This is a genomic window from Flavobacterium salmonis, from assembly GCF_903819435.1.
In the GTDB taxonomy this organism is placed as follows: Bacteria; Bacteroidota; Bacteroidia; order Flavobacteriales; family Flavobacteriaceae; genus Flavobacterium; species Flavobacterium chungangense.
Genome location: NZ_CAIJDP010000049.1, coordinates 1 through 20,640, shown reverse-complemented (window position 1 = coordinate 20,640; position 20,640 = coordinate 1). Strand labels below are relative to the sequence as shown.

Sequence of the window (20,640 nt, the reverse complement as noted above, 5' to 3'; positions counted from 1 at the left end):
TTGTATTCTGGCGAACAAGTTATTGAAGATAGGAACAAAAAAATGGCAGGTAGTAAATTGTGTATTTATACGAGGAGGTCATTCTTATAGAATTATTTAATTTGCAAAAAAAATGGGTTAAAATAAAAATAATTGGGCAATTTTAACGATATATTTGTGTTATCAATAAAAATAAATTTTTAAATAATATGGCAAAATACTCTCTTTCCATCAACGGTAAAATGATGTCGGTGGAAGCCGATGCCGATACCCCTTTATTATGGGTTCTCCGAGATAATCTAAATTTGGTAGGCACCAAATTTGGTTGTGGTGTGGCTCAATGTGGTGCATGTACCATAGATCTCGACGGAGAGGCTATGCGTTCTTGCGTTTTACCTGTTTCGGCAGTAGGTAAAAGAAAAGTTGTAACCATAGAAGGATTTAGTGAAGATGGGAATCATCCACTTCAACAAGCTTGGGAAGAACTTGATGTTTCGCAATGTGGCTATTGCCAATCGGGGCAATTAATGACCGCTGCCGCTTTGCTTAAAAGCACTCCCATCCCCACTGATGAGCAAATAGACGAAGCAATGACAAATATTTGTAGATGTGGCACACAAGTAAGGATTAGAAAAGCGATTCATTTGGCAGCAAAAAAAATAAATAACAAATAGTTATGGAATCTATAAATTCTCGTAGAAATTTTTTAAAAGTTTCAGCTATCACAGGTGGTGGTATACTTCTCGGTTTGGTGTTTCCTAGTTTTGATGCAAATGCTGCTCCAACTGTATTAGCTGATTATATGCCTAATATCTATATAAAAATAAAACCTGACGGCACAATTGTACTGATGGCACCTAACCCAGAAATTGGTCAAGGAGTAAAAACTTCATTGCCAGTCATAATCGCTGAAGAATTGGGTGTAGATTGGAAAAAAATAGAAGTAGAGTTGGCATCTTTAGACAACAGGTATGGAAGGCAAGTAGCAGGTGGTAGCGGTGCTATTAGAGGAAGATTTAATGATTTGCGTAAAATGGGTGCAGCTGCTCGTGAAATGTTTGTAAATGCAGCTGCCCAAACATGGAATGTGTCAGCAGCAGATTGTATCGCCGAAGACGGAATGGTTGTTAATAAAAGTTCTGGGAAAAAATTAAGCTATGGCGAATTATCTTCAAAAGCTGCCACAATGGAAGTACCAGTCAATCCCACTTTAAAAGACCCAAAAGATTTTAAATACATTGGCACTCGAATTAATGATGTTGATTCACATAGTATAGTTACCGGTAAACCACTTTTTGGTATAGACACTCGTAGAGCCGGAATGTTATTTGCTATGGTGGCTCGTTCCCCAGCTTATGGAAAAACATTGGACAATGTAGATGATACAGCGGCTCGCAAAGTAAATGGCGTTAAAAATATAATTAAACTAAAAAATTCAGTAGCCGTTTTAGCTACATCTACTTGGGCAGCGAAGAAAGGGAGAGATGCTTTGGTTATTCAATGGAACGCTACCGAAAAACTGGAGAATTCATCCGACCATTTTGCTGGGTTCAAAGAAATTTTGGAAAAGGGAACAACCACCGCAGGCAGAAATGATGGCGATGTAGAAATTGCAAAACAAAAAGCAACAAAAATACTAGATGCTTACTATGAAATACCTACCCTTTCACACTGCCAAATGGAACCACTCAATTTTTTTGCTGATGTTCGAGATGGAAAAGTAGAATTGTATGGGCCAACCCAAGTTCCAGAACAATTGAGGAATGATGTAGCTGAAAAATTAGGTATAAGCAAAGATAATATAACAGTAGGAGTGCCAAGGCAAGGAGGTGGTTTTGGTCGCAAGCTAATGACAGATAATGGTGTGGAAGCCGCTTTGATTTCGGCAGCAGCCAAAAGTCCTGTTCAGGTTCAGTGGACTCGTGAAGATGATATGCAAAATGATTTTTATCGCCCTGCAGAAATGTATCGTTATCGTGCAGCACTTACCGAAAATGAACTTTTGGCATGGCATCAGTCGGCAGTCGGCATCGGACGTGGTATTAGAGGGGATAGTTATTTGGCAGGTGCATTGGTAAATTACAAATCGGATAGTCAAGGATTTACAAGTAATACACCTACAGGTTGGTGGCGTGCGCCCGGTGCGTGTACAATGGCGTATGTAGCTGAAAGTTTTTTTGACGAAGTATGCGTAGAATTGAAAAAAGACCCTGTGGCATTTCGTTTGGATTTCTTCAAAAAAGCAAAAGATACACCAGTAGGACGAGTAGGTTATGACCCAACCAAGTATAAGGCTGTGGTAGAGTTGGTTGCTAAAATGAGTAACTGGGGTACTACACCTGCCGGTATTTATAGGGGCTTTGCTACATGGTTCTCATTTGGATCGTATGCCGCTCAAGTGGTTGAAGTAAAATTAGAAGATGGAAAACCAAGAGTAACAAAAGTATATTGTGCAGTGCATTGTGGTAGGGTTATCAATTTGAGTGGTGCCGAAAATCAAATTCAGGGTGCTATTGTAGATGGTATCAACCACGCAATGTTTCCAAAAGTTACTTTTGTCGATGGAGCCGTACAAGAAACCAATTTTAATACCTACAATTTTCTTCGTATGTATAATGCTCCTTTAGACATTGAAGTGCAATTTGTAGAATCTGATGAAGCCCCAACAGGATTGGGTGAGCCAGCCTTGCCACCAGTAGCGGCTGCTTTGGGCAATGCGATTTTTGCTGCCACTGGTAAGAGACTTCGCAGGTTGCCATTTGCAGACCAGCTTTGATAATTGATTTATAAGTTCAAAATAAAAACACCTATGTCGACAAAAACTAAATTCATATTGATTGCCCTAATACTCGTTTCAACCCTTGGATTAGCATTTTCTGTTTCGTTAGATCGGGTAACAGAAAAGGAATATATAATCATTAGTCCGATAAAAAAAGACAGTGTAGCCTCTGTAGAGGCTTTCAAACAGGTTTATAAAGTACTTGTGAGTCCTCGTTGTGTTAATTGTCATCCAAAAGGTGATATTCCACTTCAGGGAGATAATAGTATTGTTCACAGCATGCAACCCAAAAGAGGAAAAGATGGAAAAGGCTTATATACAATGAAATGTGCTAATTGTCATCAGCAATCAAATAGTACAGGATTGCATACACCGCCAGGAAATCCAAATTGGCATTTACCACCCGCTGATATGAAAATGGTATTTGAGGGAAGAACAGCTCACGACTTGGCCAAGCAATTGGTTACCCCAGAACTTAACGGACATAAAGACATAAAAATGCTTATTGCCCACGCAGATGATGGTTTGGTAAGAGGAGGTTGGAATCCGGGGGAAGGAAGAACTGTTCCTCCTTTGACCTATGAACAATTTAAAAAAGCTTGGATTACATGGTTGCAAACAGGTGCTTATGCACCTGCTCAATGATGTTATTTAATGATAAGCAATAATATAAATATTTTTAAGTTTTTTATATGATGCACGAATTGTTAAAATTAAAAGAATCTTACATTTTAGCCCAAGCTATGGGATTAAAAAGTGTTATGGCAACCGTTGTTGCTATTGAAGGCTCATCCTACAGAAGACCGGGTGTTCGAATGCTACTATTCGAAAATAATACAATGGTGGGAGCCGTTAGCGGTGGCTGTGTTGAAAACGAAATCCTTAAACAATCTCAATCTGTATTTTTAGATAATAAAGCAAAAATCATGGTTTATGACGGTCGATACCGTCTGGGTTGTGAAGGAGTTTTATACATTCTTTTGGAACCTTTTTCTCCTGATGCTGCTGTTTGGCAAGCTTTAAATTATGTTGAGCAGCAAAGACAATCATTAGAAATTGAATCTTTTTATACCAAGACAGCAGGGAATCATTCTGGATTAGGTTCTGTATTTCATTTTGAAGGAAATAAGTTTAGTTTTTTCAATATTCAATTGGATCAATCCTTGCCTAGTTATACGCAATTGCTGAAGCCTCGCTTTCATTTAATTATTATTGGATCAGAACATGATGCCGTTCAATTGTGTCATTTTGCTTTTTTAACGGGTTGGGAAGTTACTATTGTAGCCTCTGCAAAAGATTATAAAACTGAAGCTAATTTTCCCGGAGCAACTCAAGTGGTTCATTTATCAGCTGAAGAAATAAGTTCTCTTTCTATAGATACAGATACTGCAGTTGTTTTAATGACACATAGTTATGTAAACGATTTGAAATTTCTTATCGAATTGAAAAATATGCAACCTGCTTATCTTGGACTACTTGGGCCTGTTAAGAGAAGAAATCAATTGTTAAACGAATTTTTTGAATATACGGAATCCTTTAATGAAGGATTATTAGACGTTGCTTTTGGTCCATCGGGCATTAGTATTGGAGCAGAAACGCCTCAAGAAATAGCTATCAGTATTATTGCCGAAATACTTTCAGTCATACGAAAAGAAGAACCGATGTCTTTAAAATACAAGAATAGTGCGATACATTCCTAAAACCAAAATTCAATAGTAATGGATAAAATTGCTGTAGTAGTTTTAGCGGCTGGCAATGCCAAAAGATTAGGAAAGTCCAAACAGTTATTGCCCTGGAGCAATTCGACTTTATTAGGCAATGTAGTAAAAAATGTCTTGGCAGTTGATGCCAATAAAATCTTTGTTGTTTTAGGAGCCTACAGCAATGAAATTATAGAAAAAATAAATCTATCAAAAACAACCATACTTATTAATACCAACTGGCAACAAGGATTGGGAAGTTCTATTGCCACTGTAATTACAGAAATAGACAACAAATATTCAGATGTAAATGCTGCGTTGTTGGTATTAGCCGATCAGCCATTTATTAGTAGTATTCATTTGAATGCAATGATTAAACTTCATTTAACAGACAAAAAATCGATTATCATTACTAGAAAAGAGGATTATAGTGGCGTACCAGTTCTATTTCCAAGGAAATTCTTTAGTGAACTTATGTTGTTGTCCAATGACGAAGGAGCGAAACAGATTATCAACAGAAATAAGAATTACATCAAAGAAATTGTTTGCCAAGACAACACAGCTGATATCGATACTTTTGAAGCGTATGAAGCTTTGCATAAAAATGTTTAGTAATGTAGTTAGAAACAGTTGATATATCTTTTCTTAATTTATAGGTTTTAAAATTGATTCCTACAGCTTGCTTCCTAATTCTGCTCAAGGTTTCTTTGGTAATTTCTAAAAAAGGAGTAATAAAGTGGTACAGAAATCGTTGTATATTGTATAGCAAATTCTTAATAGCGTTTTTCGATTGTATTGCTGATAGTAGAAATTAATCTTCGTTGGTTGGTAATAGTATTTCGTTCGTCCATTAGGCGAATTATTTCTATCATCGAAGTAATTTTAGCCAAATTCTTCCTCGGTTAATTCTCTGTTAACCATTACTCCAGACAAAGTCCCCATTGCTACAGCATTTGCTACTGACCGCATAGGTGTTGTATTGTCTCCGCAAGCAAAAATGCCGTGTTGTGTTGTTTTCTGAAAAAGGTCTATTTTTATATAATTCTGTTCGGTCAATTCACAACCTAATTGTTCAGGAATTGTGCAATGTTGATAGAAAGCTGGTCTTGCATATAATGCCTTGATAGTCGTTTTAGAACCATCTTTGAAATGAATATTTTCAATTTGCCCTTTATTGTGTTCAAAACTGTCGATTTCATTTTCTACAACTTTGATTTTATGTTTTGCCAATTTTTCTAATTGCTCTTCAGTCAATGTTGATTTTCCGTTGGTAAAAATGGTCAAGTCTTTTGTCCAATTATTAATCAATTTTCCCATTTCAAAAGCCATATCACCGTTGGCAAGAATACCCGTTTTGTCATTGCTATATTCGTAACCGTGGCAGTACGGACAATGAATAATAGAAATGCCCCAACAATCCGAAAAGCCTTTAATGCTTGGCATTATATCTTTAAGTCCAGTTGCAAAAATCAATTTCTGTGCTCTGAATTTCTCGCCCGATTGGGTTTTTATTTCAAAACCTGTTTCAGTTTTACTACCACTTACTGCAAGTCCATCATAAAATTGTATGGTTTTGTATTTTAAAACCTGTTCCTTTGCTAGATTCGAAATTTCTTTTGGTGTTTTTCCGTCTTGGGTTAAAAAATTATGGGAGTGCGGTGTTTGACTATTACAGGGTTTTCCGCTGTCAATAATTAAAACATTCCGCAATGCTCGTCCCAAAGCCATTCCTGCCGAAAGTCCTGCGTAGCTTCCTCCAATTATTATTGCGTCAAAATTATTTTTCTTTGTCATAGCATTAAATTTTATAAAGGATGTCAAAGGGAATGGTAAAATTAAAGTGGTTAAAGCCAGACTACTTTTTTTGATAAACGTTCTTCTTGTGTTAGTCCGTTTTTCCATTGTAACTAATCGTTCAAAAAAGCGATTTCTCCTTGCAATGCGTTAGCTCTCGGGATAGGAAAAGGGTCTTTGTTGGAGAAAAAACCATCCTGTAAATCCATAATTTCATCGGCGGTACAAAGGCAATTTTCTAATTGTTGGCGTACTTCATTTTCGTTAAATGAAATCCCAATAAATACCAGTTCGTTCAATCTATCGCCATAATCCAGTGTCCATCGTTCTTCGATAATTTCTTGGTTTTGAACAAAATTATTAAAGTTTTCACGTTCGCTTAAAGGCATACTTGCCCACCAAACGCCCGCACTTTCGGCTTTCATAGATCCGCCCGCCTGACTCCAGTTGATAGCTTGTTCGGGGCGTGATGCCATCCAAAACAAACCTTTGCTACGGATGATGGTTGGTGGGAAATCGTTTGAAATAAAATCCCAAAATCGTTGGGGATGAAAAGGTTTTTCGTTTCTAAAAACAAATGAGCTAATGCCGTATTCTTCGGTTTCGGGTGTATGAATTCCTTCGAGTTCCCTGATCCAGCCTGCAGAATTTTCGGCTTCTTCGTAATTGAACAATCCGGTATTTATAATTTGGTTTGGATTGACTTTTCCTAATTCTGAACAAATGATTTTGGCTACAGGATTCAGTTTGTGGATAGAAGCTTTTAGGGTTTCTAATTGGCTTTGGGTAACTAAATCGGTTTTATTTAGAATAATCACGTTGGCAAATTCGACCTGATCGACTAAAAGGTTTACAATGGTTCTATTATCATTTTCGATATTGGTCGCTTTTATATCTTCCAGCGTTTTGGCAGAACCAAAATCTTTAAAAAAGTTAAAAGAATCGACCACCGTAACCATCGTATCAATGTAACTAAAACGAGATAAATCGATATTTTCGTCTTCGTTTACAAACGTAAAAGTTTGTGCCACAGGAATCGGTTCGCTGATGCCTGTACTTTCGATTAATAAATAATCAAAACGGTTTTCTTTGGCGAGTTTCTCCACTTCAATCATCAAATCTTCCCGAAGAGTACAGCAAATACAACCATTACTCATTTCGACCAATTTTTCTTCGGTACGGGAAAGGGTCATTTCATTTTTAACCAATTGAGCATCAATATTGACTTCGCTCATATCGTTTACAATTACAGCAACTTTCAATCCTTCTTTGTTGTGCAGAATGTGATTGAGCAAGGTAGTTTTTCCTGCTCCCAGAAATCCTGATAGTACGGTAACGGGTAGTTTTTTCATTGATTTTAAGTATTAATTTGATGCGTTTTCGGACTTATCTTTTTGGATTTTGACAACACTTTAAAATAAATCGTTCTGGAATCTATTTTGAAACTATCATAAAAAACACCATCCTTTATATCAAGCTTTTGTATAATTGGAGTCAATTTCAAGAACCGAAGCATTTTGTATTCTTCTTCGACCGTATAAACTTCAAAAGCGGTTTCGATAGATCGACCATTGCCAGATTTCATTATTCTGATGATGTCTTTTGGAACATCTTGATTGGGTGTTGCAAATACGTTTAATGTGATTAAGAGAATTAGGAGCGTTTTCATTCCTTGTCGTATTTAGTTAAACACTTTTATCAAGCTGGTATCTCCTTGCGTATTTACAACCGGATTTGCAGATGCTGTATTTGTTGCAGGATCGTAAGTATAAAGCCCAACTCCAGTTGTTGTTGCCAATCCCCAAAGCACTTTGTTTTCAAAAAGAGCAACTGATGCGGAATAGCCATTAGAATACGGCAGGTTAATTTTTGTAATTGTTTTGTTAATTAAATCCACTTTGAACGAACCCATAGTTCTATCAGTAACATAGTTTGGCGGATTGCTTGCAAGAGCATAAATGTTTCCGGTACTATATACAATTCCGTTTTTATCGTACTGCATATGTTGTAAATAATCTACTTTGTTATTCGGAATTCCTGTAACAGAATAATCGGCTACGTTAAAAAAGTAAGTCGAATCGAATGTGGTTTGTCCGCTTTTGATTCTCAAAAAACCACACTTTTGAGTTGGACCACCAAAACCATACGAAGCCACACAAAATAGATATAAGTCTCCGTTTTCTGTAAAAAACATCGAACTTTGTTCGTCAATACTTCCTGCCCAAGTAGTTCTGGAATCGGTTGTAGAAGTTATTGCATTAGCATTGGCTACATCAATAATCAAAACCTGTGCGGGATAATCGCTGGTATAGCCGTTTGAGGTTTGTACGCAGGCTACATACAATTTGCCATTTCGAAGTGCCATTATACTTGGGTCTGGACTTCCGTCTCCGCCAAGCGCATAACTGGTCAAATCAATATAACTAATAATTGCCATAGTCGATGGGTTGAACACCAGTATTTTGCCTAAATTTTGTAAAGAACAATAGCCTTTTACAGCACTTTCTATCACAACACTTATGGATTGTGATGATGCTGGCAAAGTGATACTGCCACTTTCAGACAAAGTGCCATCATTTTGGCGCGTGAATTTTTTTAGAATATCGCCTCCTTTATTTGGGATTACAAAAACATCATTCCCGTTTAAAGTTACAAACGGATATTGGGCTGTTTGTCTTCCTTTGGCATTGGTTTGATTAGTGACACTCAAGTCTTTCAACGTACTTACATAACCAATTACAGGGTTGGTACTGGTAATGTTATTGACTAATAGTAGCTTATCAAAACCAACTGTGTTTGAAGTATCTATTTTGTCATCTTTGGAACAAGCATTTAGGAGTATTGCTAAAGATAACATTCCTATAATTTTGAGAGCATTTTTTTTCATTGTAGTGAGGTTTAAATTGATTAATGATGGTGTTTGTTTTTGGATAAAAATAAGTATCGAAGCTTGATACGGAATGTTCTGCCAGGCAAAGGCAGATTATAATTATTAAGAATTTCTTGGTCTGTTAGATTATTTACTTCGGCAGAAACAGTGTATCTATTGTCTTGAAAAGACTGCTCAAAAGAGAGTGTATGACTTACGTAAGCGGGAATTACAAAATTGTCATAAATGCTTATTTTGAAACCATAATTAAATTCGTCGGTAAAACTGCCATCGTAAATAATTCTTGTTTTACTGTTTTTGCACAGCCAATTGTCTTTATGAAATTCCAAATTCCAATTGGCAAATAATTGTGGTGTGTTGGGTATTTTTAAATTATAAGTAGGGTTGGGGACGTTTTGAGTTGCTGGAATAAACTCATTGGTATCAGTCAGAATTTGGTAGGTTGCATTGCAACTGGCAAAAAGGGTCTTGGTTATATCGGCTTTTATATCCATATCTGCTCCGACAATTCTAGCTTTTGCAAAATTGACATAGCCTAATGAAAGTCCGTTGCCTGATAGCTGAATGAGTTCTTCCACATTCATATAAAAACCGTTTACATCTATTTGCAGGCGTTTTTCATTTCGATATGTTTTGTCAAAAATCAATCCTAAAGAACTATTGTAGGCTACTTCTGGTTTTAAGAAAATGGCTGGCGTGATTAATATTCCATCTCCAAAAAACTCGGCATTATTAGGCAAGCGTACTCCTTTTTCGTGGCTTGCCTTTACAAGAAAACTTTCAGAAAAACGGTATCTAAAACCAAAATTATACCCGAAAATTCCCGTATTGTTGCTTATTTTATCAGGAGTATCAGTCAAGTAAATACTAGTATTGTAGCCTTCTATGTAATTACTGTAATATTTTCCAGCCGTTGAAAACAGTAATTTATTGTTGAAAAAATTGCTGTCAAAAGTAAGTCCTGTAACCGAGTTGGTTAAATTAGCGGGATAATTAAATAGGTTTTTACCCGCATAGGCATTCCCCACATCATCCTTTGGATCAAAACTTCCGTATCTGAAAGCGCTGTTTAAATTAAGATTGAATTTTTCGTTTATCGCATAATCCAAATTCAAACGTTGTCGAATTTCTTTTTGAATACTTGTCGATAAATTAGGGCCAATTCCCAATTCGCCCTGTCCCAAAGTACTAGGGGTGCGAGAACCATCCCAATTGTAACTGTAAAATGATAAGTCTTTGAATTTAGCATTGAAATCGCCCAAGAGTAGCGAAAATCTAAAGTTTAGTTTGTCATAAAAAAAACGTTTTTTGACCAAAGTCAAAGCCAATACTTTAGCGTTGCTCTCGCTTTCGGCTTTTTGTATATTCTTTTGAATGCCTTGTATTTGTTTGTCATTATTGACAAAAGCAGTTTCTATTTCTATTTCGTCAAACCAAAGCTTATGAAACCGAATTGACAGCCCACCTAAAACCGACTTAAATTTATCGTGATCTCTTTTAATTATTAAGTCTGGTTGATAGGGCGACAAAAAGCTATAATCGTTATCACTTTTGGTACTAAAAATTCCTCCACCAATTTCAATTCCTTGTTTGTAGAATGTTTTTTTTAGAATTAATCCCATAGATTCTGTGTTATAGGATTGACGTGAAATATTGGCATCAATATAGCTCATGTCCCTGTGTCTGGTAACGACATTTACGGCACTTCCCAATCCGTCTCCACCTAAATAAGCAGGAACAGAACCTTTGTAAATTTCGATTCTTTCGATTACCTGAACAGGCAAATCGTTGATTCCAAAACTTCCATCGGGTGTATTCAACGCATTACCATCAATGAACACCTGAACTCTTTTTCCTTCTAGACCCCGAATAGAAATTCTGGCTTCACTACCTAAACCACCACTGGATCGTACTTGCACTCCAGCTTGTCGGGCTAAAACTTCGTTTAAGTTTCCGGCTCTATTTTCGAGCTGTTTAGCTGTAATTATGGTTACTGGATTGATATTGTTTTTTACTTTCAGTACTTCTTTTTGCTCTTCGGTAAGGCTAATGATTTTTACCTCTTGGAGTTCATTGGTTTTTGTTTCCGAGTCTTTTTTGGAAGGTTCCGTTGGTTTGTTTTGGGCGGATAATCCAATTGGTAATAGTAGTAATAGGAAGATAAGTATGGTTTTCATAGTAATTTTGCAAATCATTAACGCAATAATGTTGCAAATATAGTTTTATTTTCATTAACGCAACAAAATTGCATTAATAATTTATTTAAAAAACCATCATAAATTACTGTTACTCCCCAACTTCCACATAATTTTTATCCGTTTCATAAAGTATAATTGCCAAAAGATGTTCTTTCGGAAGCAGTGGTTTTAAAATCCCATAAATAACCCAAGCAAAATTTTCGGTAGAGGCTATTTTGTCTTTGAATTCGGGACAATCAAGGTTGAGGTTTTTATGGTCAAAACGGTCTTCGATTTCATTTTTTATAATAGTTCCCAAGACTTTCATATCCATAACATACCCCGTTTCTGGATTAATTTCTCCTGTTATTTTTACAATAAGCCTAAAGTTATGTCCGTGATAATTGGCGTTGTTGCATATTCCAAATATTTCTTTATTTTTTTGGTCAGACCAATTGGGATTGTGCATTCTATGGCAGGCATTAAAATGTGCCTCTCTACAAATGGTGGTTTTCATTGCTCGTTTTGTTAGGTTTTATTCTGAAATTTCATCATATTCGCTCACAACCAATCCTTCTACTGGATGAAAATGGAGTTCTATTTTTTGATTTTTGAATTCAATACAAAACATCACATTCAAATAATTTCCTTTTTCTTCAATAAATGTTATTTGTTGAAAAGCAGTTATCAAAGCTGATTCCCAGATTTCTAATGTAGTAGCTTCCACTTTTTGAAGTCTTATTTGTTGTAGAAATTCGGTTTGCAAGCTTTTTTTATATTTTTCAAATTCAAATTCAGTGGTAATTCCAATTCCAGAATCATCTTCGTTGAGCTTAAAAAATAAAGACTTATTGTCGTCAAAAACAAATTCAATAACATCTATAAAACTATAATGTTCGTCAGGATTTGAAATGTTTATCCAATAATAATAGAAAATAGAAACAATTTTATTTTTAGAATTAAAGAGTTTCACGAGTTGAATTTCTTCGGGATTTAGATAGGCTGTTTTTTGCATTACTGTTTTTATTTATTATAAATCTTTAAAAGCAGGTGTTTCCAGAATGGAAATATCAAAAGGTTTGTCTTCTAATTCATTAGTATTTACAACCTGAAAATTCCGCACATCTACCATATCATTAAACTCTGGAGAAGTATTGATGATGATACCTCCCAATAAAAAAATACGTTTACACGAAAACTCTTTTTTAGATATTTTGACCAGCAACTGTATTTTTTTATGAATTTCTTCATAGAAAACTTCCGTTATCTCTTTTTTTGGATTCTGTGCCTCTATAATTCTTTGTTTATAAGGCATTACGGTACGTTCCAACAATATTTGCTGATAATCTAATTCGGAATTGATCGGTACATAGACTTCGTTTTGTTGTTGCAATCGTTCCAGTCCAAGCATTAATGCACCACAACTATTGGTTAGTTTGCGTTGTCCTGTTCGTCTCATTTCGCCAAGTATTCCAGTATCAGAAATACCAATATGTGGACCATAAAAAACAAACGCATCGCCACCATCTGGAATATGATGAGCAAAGGCTACCATTCCTGTAAGTCCAGAATACGGCAAACCACCCAAACCACCCATAGAAAAAGGGCGTGCCAACACTTTTCTAAAATCGGTAGAAACATTCACATCATCCGAACAAAGCGAAGTGGCAAAGAGCATTTTTGAGAGGTCGGATTGATACTCTTTTTCTAAAAAATCCAAGTATTTATTGGTTACATTTTCGCCTGTTTCAGCATTCGGGTATTCCTTTAATACAAATTGGTTCATCGTGATTCGGGGTTTTTATTTTGACAATTCTCGCAAGTCCCTTCAATTAATAAATTCATTGTTTCCATTTTGTTTTTACCCAATACTTGAAGGTACTCTTCAGGTAAATTGGGTAGCGAAACTACAGTTTCACAATCCTTGCATTTAAAATGAGATTTGCCATTGCAATCAGGATTATTAAGATTTAACGTGTAAATTGCTGTGCCAGATGCGTTGCAGAATTTTTCTAAAATCCCTTTTTCAGAATAGGTTTGCAAGCTTCTAAAAATGCTGGACCGATCGTGTTGATAGTCAAATATTTTTTCTAAATCCGATAACGTAAAAGCCTTTTCAGAACCTAGAAAAACAGTCAAAACATCCAATCTATTTTGGGTTATTTTGAGTCCGTTTTCTTTTAGAATTGTAGTGGCTTTTTGTGTCATTTATATCATTTTAAAAAAATCATTTCTAATTTGAGTATCGCCAAATTGTCCGCCAAATTCCAGCGTTGTGGTTTTACTGGATTTGTCGTTTACACCGCGAGTAGAAACACACAAGTGCTCGGCTTCGACTACCACAATTACATCATCGGTTTGGAGAGCCGTTTTCAATTCGTTAAAAATTTGCATCGTCATTCGTTCCTGTACTTGGGGTCTTCGCCCAAAATATTGCACAATCCGGTTCATTTTTGATAATCCAATCACTTTGCCCGACGAAATGTAACCAATGTGCGCCTTGCCAATTATGGGTAAAAAATGATGCTCGCAAGAAGAATTAAAAGTGATATCGCTTTCAATCAGCATTTTGTTGTAGTCATATTTATTATCGAAAATGGATATTTTGGGTTTATTTTTGGGGTCTAAGCCCGAAAAAAGTTCTTTTACATACATTTTTGCCACTCGATAAGGCGTACCGCTCAAGCTGTCATCGGTCAAGTCCAAGCCTAATTCTTCCATTATTTTTTGGTAATGAAACGATATGGCTTCTATTTTCTCGTCATCTGTTTTGTCAAAAGCATTGCTACGCAAAGGGGTTTCTACAGATGTACCAATGTGGTTGTCGCCAAAAGCATCTGCTTTTTTGTGATTTTTCATTTTTCTAAAAAATATAATTGATTCTTTTCTATATTTAATTTTCGGTAAAAACAGGCTTTTCTATTTTCACCTTGAGCGTTATACGTATGGCAAACGCCACCGTTTTCAAGTGTAACTTTATAAATAATGGCATCTTGATCACAATCAACAAGGATTTCGTCTATCAATAAGGTATTTCCCGAGGTGTGTCCTTTAGTCCAGATTTCGTTTTTAGAGGTGCTCCAGAAAGTCGCTTTTCGAGTTTTTATTGTAATTTCAAAAGCCTCTTTGTTTACCGAAGCCAACATTAATAATTGTCCTGTTTGCGTTTCCTGAACGGCAACAGGAAGCAAACCACCTCGTTTGTCAAATTGTAAGTGCAGGTTTTTAGTTTCTTCTAATTCGCTTTTATCAATTTTCATTTTCAAAATCTTTAAATAAATAACTCGGTTGAATGCTATCGTTTTTTTGATATTTACCGCTGGTATAAGTTTCAAATTCGCCATCGATAGCGTGGTAATAAATTTGGCAAATTTCAATGTTGGGATAAATAATCAGGGGCTGAATGACGAAGATTTCGAGCGTCCAATAGCCCTCAAAACCCACATCGCCAAAACCTGCCGTAACGTGTATGAACATTCCCAAACGCCCAATACTGCTTCTGCCTTCTAGCATTGGCACATAATTGTGGGTTTTGGTGTATTCTACAGTTCTACCTAAATACAGTTTGTTGGGTTCTAGCAACAAGCCCGATTTTGGAATGGTAATCCCTGATGCTTTGTTCTCTATTTTCATATCTAAAATAGCATTGTCATAGACCAACAATTCTTCGTGCAATCTCAAATTATAACTATTAGGATTGAGCTGTTTGGCATCGAATGGTTCAATCGAAATATCCGTTCCGAGTTTTTTTTCTATTTCTTTTCCGCTTAAAATCATTTATATTATTTTAAGTTCTTTTCTAAAATTCTCCATAAATTCCAAAATCATAACGGCTCCTTTATCTCCTTCGCCGTGTACTCGGATAGAAACTTTGTTTTCCTGACTCTCTTTTTCGCCCACAATAAGCATATAGGGGATTTTTTGTGTTTCGGCATCTCGGATTTTACGTCCAATTTTTTCGTCACGTTCATCCACTTCAATCTGCAAATCGAATTCCTCGTTGATTTGATTGGCAATTTCTTGACAATAAGCAATGTATTTGGAGGCAATTGGCAACAGAATTACTTTAGTTGGTGCGAGCCAAATAGGGAAATTACCTCCGGTATGTTCGATTAAAAGAGCAATAAATCGTTCCATAGAACCAAACAATGCCCGATGAATCATTACGGGTCTATGCAAAGTATTATCGGTTCCAGTATAAGTCAAATCAAAATTTTCAGGCATCATATAATCCACTTGAATAGTACCAATTTGCCATTTTCTACCAATGGCATCACGAACGATAAAATCTAGTTTTGGACCATAAAAAGCCGCTTCGCCCTCTTTGGTTGTGGTTTTCATTCCACGCTCTTGGGTTGCTTCTATAATGGCGTTTTCGGCTAAATTCCACATTTCGTCTGTGCCTAAATATTTCTCTTTGTTTACGGAATCCCGCAACGAAATTTGGGTTTGAAAATCGGTAAAGCCTAATTTCCCATACACCAGATTTACTAAATCGACCACTTTCAAAAACTCGTCTTTGAGTTGGTCTGGTCGGCAATAAATATGTGCATCGTCTTGCGTAAATCCTCGAACCCGAGTCAATCCGTGCAATTCGCCACTTTGTTCGTAACGATATACCGTACCAAATTCAGCATATTTTATGGGCATTTCTTTATAGCTTCGGGGTTTGGTAGCGTATATTTTGCAATGATGCGGACAGTTCATTGGTTTCAAGAAAAATTCCTCATTTTCGGCTGGTGTTTTTATAGGCTGAAAAGCATCCTGACCGTATTTGGCATAATGTCCTGAAGTAATATACAATTCCTTTTTACCAATATGCGGACTAGCCACGTGCTGATAACCGGCTCGCATTTGAATTTTTTTGAGAAAACCAATTAAGTTTTGTCGTAAAGCTTCGCCTTTTGGAGCCCACAACGGCAAACCCATTCCGACTTCTTCATCAAAATAAAAGAGTTCTAATTCCTTGCCTAACTTTCGATGATCTCTCTGTTTTGCTTTTTCTAATGCTTCGAGATACTGATCCAATTCTGCTTTTTTCGGAAATGAAATTCCATACACACGAGTCAGCATTTTGTTTTTTTCGTTGGCACGCCAATAAGCACCAGCGATGGCAGTAAGTTTTACGGCTTTGATAAAAGATGTATTCGGGATATGTGGCCCAGCACACAAATCGGTAAAATTTCCTGTTTCGTAAAACGTAATCGTTCCGTCGGGCAAACCTTCGATTAATTCTAATTTATATTGGTTGTAATGTTGGGTAAAAAAAGCAGTAGCCACCGTTTTTGAAACTTCTCTTCTAATGTTTTCTGATTTGTTTTGGGCTAATTCGAGAATTTTATTTTCGACTTTGATAAAATCGGCATCGGTAAATTTATATTCGCCAAAATCAACATCATAATAAAAACCGTTTTCTATGGCTGGACCAGTCCCGAGTTGTATGCCTGGAAATAATTCTTGCAAAGCTGCTCCAAGCAAATGAGCGGTGGTGTGCCAAAAAGCATTTTTGCCTTCGTCGTCTTTCCAAGTCAGTAATTCGACTTTTGAATTATTTTCGATGGTGGTATTTACGTCTATGATTTGTCCGTTTGCATTGGCTACAAGTACTTCTTTGGCTAAAGAATTACTTATAGATTGGGCAACATCGAGCAAAGTGACCGTTTCTTGATCGAATGTTTTTTCTGTATTAGAAGGTAGGAATAAAGTAGTCATACTATTTTTTGGGTCTAAAAATTTGAATATTTTCTGGATTGCATATCATAAATGGCCCTTCGAGCAAATCGATACAATAGGGAATGGCTGGAAAAATGGCTTTTAAGCAGGTTTCAATTGCACTAGGTTTTCCAGGAAGATTGACAATTAAAGTTTGGTTTCTTATTCCTGCCGTTTGTCTGGATAATATGGCGGTGGGAACTTGTTTTAAACTTTCTGTTCGCATTAGTTCTCCAAAACCGGGAAGCATTTTTTGGCAGGCTTTTTCGGTGGCTTCGGGGGTTACATCTCGCAAGGCAGGACCCGTTCCGCCAGTGGTGAAAATCAGACTGCAATGTTCAATATCCGATAAATGAATTAATTTTTCGAGAATCAAATTTTCTTCATCTGGAATAACACAATAAGCAAAATCACAACTGTCATTGGTGTAATTATCCACCACTTTTCTAATTTCCTGACCCGATACGTCTTCATAAATTCCTTGACTAGCTCGGTCAGATATGGTAAGAATTCCAATTTTTATATTTTTCATTTTACACCAATTGAAGTTTATCTATTTTAGCAACTGCAGGTTTAAGGATGCGTTCTATGGTCTTTAATTCTAATTCTTTTCCTATAAAAACCAACTGACCCTTAATTTTATCCTGATTAGTGGCTAGTTCTATCACGACTGATTTCCCTACTGTCTGTACTAAAACCACCTGATTTTCTTTGGTTAAAACATAGCCTTTTATTCTATAAATTTGATGGTAGTACAAATACAGATGCCTAAAAAGTTCGTATTTTAGTTTTTGAACATCAAATACATCGTCTGTTTCAAAGAGCATTGTTTTGATTTTATGGGTACTTTCAGATTTATAAATAGTGCTGGGAGTGAACGTTTTTTGACAATTTTCTGTTGCTAAAATCATTCGGTCTAACCAACCGTCTTTGGATAAAATAATATTCGAATACGGATTTATCGATTGTATAAAGTCTTTTATATTCATCAAAATTTCGGTTGTAATCAATTCAAATTTATTGATAACCACTACATCTGCTGCGACAATTTGCTTTTGCACTTCGGCATTCGAATCTTTATAAAAAAGTACATTTTCAGCATCGACAACGGTTATGATTTTCTTTAAATCAAATGCTTCTGCTACAAAAAGAGCTGTAAAATTGGCTGCTATTTCGCCTGCATCGGCAATACCTGTGGTTTCTATAAACAAGTTGTCAGGTGGGGTTTCTAAAGTATGAATTCGGGTTAGGGTTTCTAGTAATTGGTTGTTCATCGAACAGCATATACAACCGTTTGTGAGTTCATAAACCGATTCGAATGTTCCGTTTACAAGTGTTGCATCAATATTGATTTTGCCAAATTCGTTTTCTATGACTACGTTTTTTTCGTTGGCAAATTGACTTAACAAATTATTCAACACCGTTGTTTTTCCAGAACCAAGAAATCCTGTTAGGATGTACACGTTTATTTTTTTTGGATTTTCCATTTGACCTCTTATTTCGAATGCAATTTATAGTTCAATAGATGTCCGATTATCATTCCGACACCTCCAATTAGAATCATTTGGGTATTGATTTTCCAAATAATTTCTAAAACAACTCCAATTATTATAGCGGTTATGGATGCAGTGAGAATGAGTTTTACTTTTTTGGCCGTTTTGCCCATCACTATTTTTGAAACGACAAACATTCCAATACAGGCAAAAAAAATGTCTATCCAATGTGTGTCTGAAAAACCAAACGGAATAATGCTTAAAATTGGGAATAATAAGCAATGAACCAAACATAAACTGGCACTCGAGATTCCTAAAATATCTAAAACTACTATTGATTGTTTCTTCATTTTCGTGTATATTTGTTTAATGCAATTTTGTTGCAAATATACTTGTATTTCAATAAACGCAACAATGTTGCGTTATTATTTTTTAAAGAAAATGAAAACAACTAGAAATACCATAGCAAAAGCTGCAGTTTTAGAATTGATAACTCTTTCAAACGTAGCGTTGTCGCATGCTGAAATTCAAAAAAGAATAGGGGATGTATGTGATAGAGTGACTATTTATAGGATTTTGGATCGTTTAGTTACGGAAGATGTCATTCACAAAATTGCCACTCCAGACGGAACAGTTAAATATGCAAGTTGCCACCACAATCACGACAATCATCAACATACTCATAATCACGTACATTTTAGTTGTGAAAAATGTCTTTCGGTAACCTGCTTGGATTCAGTAGAACCATCTTATACTATTCCAGATAATTATTTGGTAAAAGAAGTTAATTTTACACTATCGGGTTTGTGTCCGAATTGTAATAGAAACAATTAGTATTTAATTTCAAAAAACAGTTTAGTTGTAATTACAATATTCTCTTGTCTACTTTTAAAGAACATAAAGCCGTACTGAAGAAACAAAAAAACAATTTATATCAATTTTTGGACAGGGCTCTTTTAAATATCAATAACTCCAATATAAATTCCCCAGTCAGCCAGCTACATACAAAATCTAGACAATTAATTTACCCAACTTTCATTACGCCTAATTTTAAACTAAGGCGTAAGAAATAAATAACATAAATTTTTTTGGTGAATAAAGAGAAGGTGTTAATCTTAAAATAGGTGAAAAACAAGTTATATATTTTAAATACTTTCCTGTTTTTTTGTAGATTTACCATTGATTTACAAGGAATTTGATTGAAAATGAATGCAATTATCACCATTACTAAATCGTTACCGATAGTGTTTTTAAATCTTGTAAACTGCTATTAAATAGCTGCTTTAGTCTTTTCTAATCTTTTTAAAGGAAAAAAGCAAAAGGATTTTCGTTTCTATCGGGGCTATGGCATCGGTTTTTAGCAGAATTTCTTCTTAATATACATAACGTAAAGGGATTTTTTGTGTCTTTACGAAATTATGAAGTACTTTAAAAACCGCTTTTGGACTGAAGACCTCTAGGAAGTAAAGTAAAAAAAGGCAAGTTTAGCGATGAAAATCTGTAAAAAAGACTTGAAGAGCTATATTGCAAAATTCTCGGAAAAGGATCTTTTGTGTTGTGAAGTCAATAAAAACGGCTTATCATGAAATAAAAGAATTGAGGTAAATATGAATAATACAGAAAATTCCTAACAAAAATAAGAAACTGTAAATCGTAAGTTTTGCGTTACCAGACAGTTAAGAAAAAGAATAAAAAAAGGTTGAAATTTTATAATAAAAAGGCTTGGTAAAGTGGATAAAGGTTGTACTTTTGCACCCGCAACAGCGAAGGCGTTCATCGAAATACTGACAGGCAAACGAATTTAAAGGAAAAGAAATTTTCTAAAAAAAAAAGATTCAAAAAAGCTTGTGAGATTTGAAAATTCTTTTTACATTTGCACCCCGCAAAACACGGAAAGTTTATTGAGGTATTGGAAGGAAAATTAGAAAAAGGAAACGAAAAAAAAGTTTCAAAAATTTTTAAATTTTTCTTGCGAGAAACAAAAAGAAGTTTTACTTTTGCACCCGCTTTGAGAGATAAACGATAGGCGAAAAGAATAATAAATATTACGTTCGTAGACATATTGAATTGACAGCCGCTTTAACAGAGATGTTAAGGCAAAAGAATAAGAGTAATA

General features: G+C 35.5%; 22 protein-coding genes. 6 read left to right on the top strand and 16 right to left on the bottom strand.

All coding sequences use genetic code 11. The features are described from left to right. Positions 1 to 188 precede the first annotated feature (188 nt). The 5 genes from FLACHUCJ7_RS01360 to FLACHUCJ7_RS01340 are packed head-to-tail and all read left to right on the top strand — an operon-like array spanning position 189 to position 5,070. Positions 189 to 653 (top strand): (2Fe-2S)-binding protein, encoded by a 465-nt coding sequence (locus FLACHUCJ7_RS01360; RefSeq protein ID WP_180907635.1) that lies wholly within the window; start codon positions 189 to 191, stop codon positions 651 to 653. 2 nt (positions 654 to 655) lie between these two features. Further along, a complete protein-coding gene (locus FLACHUCJ7_RS01355) occupies positions 656 to 2,755 on the top strand; it encodes a xanthine dehydrogenase family protein molybdopterin-binding subunit (protein WP_219634039.1) in 2,100 nt (699 codons plus the stop codon). Positions 2,756 to 2,788: 33 nt separating this feature from the next. Beyond that, a complete protein-coding gene (locus tag FLACHUCJ7_RS01350) occupies positions 2,789 to 3,403 on the top strand; it encodes a hypothetical protein (RefSeq protein WP_180907634.1) in 615 nt (204 codons plus the stop codon). 47 nt (positions 3,404 to 3,450) lie between these two features. Continuing rightward, entirely contained in the window at positions 3,451 to 4,458 is a 1,008-nt protein-coding gene (locus FLACHUCJ7_RS01345; protein WP_180907633.1) for an XdhC family protein, read from the top strand. 18 nt (positions 4,459 to 4,476) lie between these two features. Further along, positions 4,477 to 5,070: a nucleotidyltransferase family protein gene (locus FLACHUCJ7_RS01340; RefSeq protein WP_180907632.1), complete on the top strand. Its 594-nt coding sequence runs from the start codon at positions 4,477 to 4,479 to the stop codon at positions 5,068 to 5,070. Positions 5,071 to 5,340: 270 nt separating this feature from the next. On the opposite strand, the gene FLACHUCJ7_RS01335 is transcribed toward FLACHUCJ7_RS01340, so the two are convergent. The 16 genes from FLACHUCJ7_RS01335 to FLACHUCJ7_RS01260 all read right to left on the bottom strand — a co-directional run bounded on the left by FLACHUCJ7_RS01335 (position 5,341) and on the right by FLACHUCJ7_RS01260 (position 18,874). Then, on the bottom strand, positions 5,341 to 6,252 hold the full coding sequence (locus FLACHUCJ7_RS01335) for an NAD(P)/FAD-dependent oxidoreductase (protein WP_180907631.1): 912 nt from the start codon (positions 6,250 to 6,252) through the stop codon (positions 5,341 to 5,343). A gap of 113 nt (positions 6,253 to 6,365) precedes the next feature. After that, positions 6,366 to 7,604 carry a GTP-binding protein gene (locus FLACHUCJ7_RS01330; RefSeq protein WP_180907630.1) on the bottom strand — a complete coding sequence of 413 codons (1,239 nt, stop codon included), beginning with the start codon at positions 7,602 to 7,604 and terminating at the stop codon, positions 6,366 to 6,368. A gap of 5 nt (positions 7,605 to 7,609) precedes the next feature. Then, positions 7,610 to 7,921: a hypothetical protein gene (locus FLACHUCJ7_RS01325; protein WP_180907629.1), complete on the bottom strand. Its 312-nt coding sequence runs from the start codon at positions 7,919 to 7,921 to the stop codon at positions 7,610 to 7,612. 12 nt (positions 7,922 to 7,933) lie between these two features. After that, positions 7,934 to 9,139, bottom strand: a complete 1,206-nt coding sequence (locus FLACHUCJ7_RS01320) for a hypothetical protein (RefSeq protein ID WP_180907628.1) — start codon at positions 9,137 to 9,139, stop codon at positions 7,934 to 7,936. Positions 9,140 to 9,159: 20 nt separating this feature from the next. Further along, on the bottom strand, positions 9,160 to 11,319 hold the full coding sequence (locus FLACHUCJ7_RS01315; protein WP_180907627.1) for a TonB-dependent receptor plug domain-containing protein: 2,160 nt from the start codon (positions 11,317 to 11,319) through the stop codon (positions 9,160 to 9,162). Positions 11,320 to 11,428: 109 nt separating this feature from the next. Beyond that, complete coding sequence (locus FLACHUCJ7_RS01310; RefSeq protein ID WP_180907626.1) at positions 11,429 to 11,836, bottom strand: 6-carboxytetrahydropterin synthase; 408 nt, start codon at positions 11,834 to 11,836, stop codon at positions 11,429 to 11,431. Between the two features lie 18 nt (positions 11,837 to 11,854). After that, entirely contained in the window at positions 11,855 to 12,334 is a 480-nt protein-coding gene (locus tag FLACHUCJ7_RS01305) for a hypothetical protein (protein WP_180907625.1), read from the bottom strand. A 15-nt stretch (positions 12,335 to 12,349) separates the two neighbouring features. Further along, complete coding sequence (locus FLACHUCJ7_RS01300) at positions 12,350 to 13,105, bottom strand: hypothetical protein (RefSeq protein WP_180907624.1); 756 nt, start codon at positions 13,103 to 13,105, stop codon at positions 12,350 to 12,352. Next, complete coding sequence (locus FLACHUCJ7_RS01295; RefSeq protein WP_180907623.1) at positions 13,102 to 13,527, bottom strand: Fur family transcriptional regulator; 426 nt, start codon at positions 13,525 to 13,527, stop codon at positions 13,102 to 13,104. Before FLACHUCJ7_RS01295 ends, FLACHUCJ7_RS01300 begins: the two co-directional genes overlap by 4 nt. Next, positions 13,528 to 14,178 (bottom strand): GTP cyclohydrolase I FolE, encoded by a 651-nt coding sequence (folE, locus tag FLACHUCJ7_RS01290; protein WP_180907622.1) that lies wholly within the window; start codon positions 14,176 to 14,178, stop codon positions 13,528 to 13,530. It lies immediately after the preceding gene. Beyond that, positions 14,175 to 14,579: a phosphoribosyl-AMP cyclohydrolase gene (locus FLACHUCJ7_RS01285; protein ID WP_219634038.1), complete on the bottom strand. Its 405-nt coding sequence runs from the start codon at positions 14,577 to 14,579 to the stop codon at positions 14,175 to 14,177. Before FLACHUCJ7_RS01285 ends, folE begins: the two co-directional genes overlap by 4 nt. Continuing rightward, the gene (gene dcd, locus FLACHUCJ7_RS01280) at positions 14,569 to 15,096 is read right to left on the bottom strand and encodes a dCTP deaminase (protein WP_180907621.1); all 528 of its coding nucleotides are present in this window, start codon (positions 15,094 to 15,096) and stop codon (positions 14,569 to 14,571) included. Before dcd ends, FLACHUCJ7_RS01285 begins: the two co-directional genes overlap by 11 nt. Next, positions 15,097 to 17,031, bottom strand: coding sequence for a threonine--tRNA ligase (gene thrS, locus FLACHUCJ7_RS01275; RefSeq protein ID WP_180907620.1), 1,935 nt, complete (start codon positions 17,029 to 17,031; stop codon positions 15,097 to 15,099). 1 nt (position 17,032) lies between these two features. Beyond that, positions 17,033 to 17,563, bottom strand: coding sequence for a molybdopterin adenylyltransferase (gene mog, locus FLACHUCJ7_RS01270; RefSeq protein WP_180907619.1), 531 nt, complete (start codon positions 17,561 to 17,563; stop codon positions 17,033 to 17,035). Between the two features lies 1 nt (position 17,564). Then, on the bottom strand, positions 17,565 to 18,518 hold the full coding sequence (locus FLACHUCJ7_RS01265; RefSeq protein ID WP_180907618.1) for a CobW family GTP-binding protein: 954 nt from the start codon (positions 18,516 to 18,518) through the stop codon (positions 17,565 to 17,567). 8 nt (positions 18,519 to 18,526) lie between these two features. Next, positions 18,527 to 18,874, bottom strand: a complete 348-nt coding sequence (locus tag FLACHUCJ7_RS01260) for a MerC domain-containing protein (RefSeq protein ID WP_180907617.1) — start codon at positions 18,872 to 18,874, stop codon at positions 18,527 to 18,529. A 91-nt stretch (positions 18,875 to 18,965) separates the two neighbouring features. Between FLACHUCJ7_RS01260 and FLACHUCJ7_RS01255 the strand changes: the two genes are divergently transcribed. Beyond that, on the top strand, positions 18,966 to 19,358 hold the full coding sequence (locus FLACHUCJ7_RS01255; protein ID WP_180907616.1) for a Fur family transcriptional regulator: 393 nt from the start codon (positions 18,966 to 18,968) through the stop codon (positions 19,356 to 19,358). Positions 19,359 to 20,640: the final 1,282 nt, after the last annotated feature.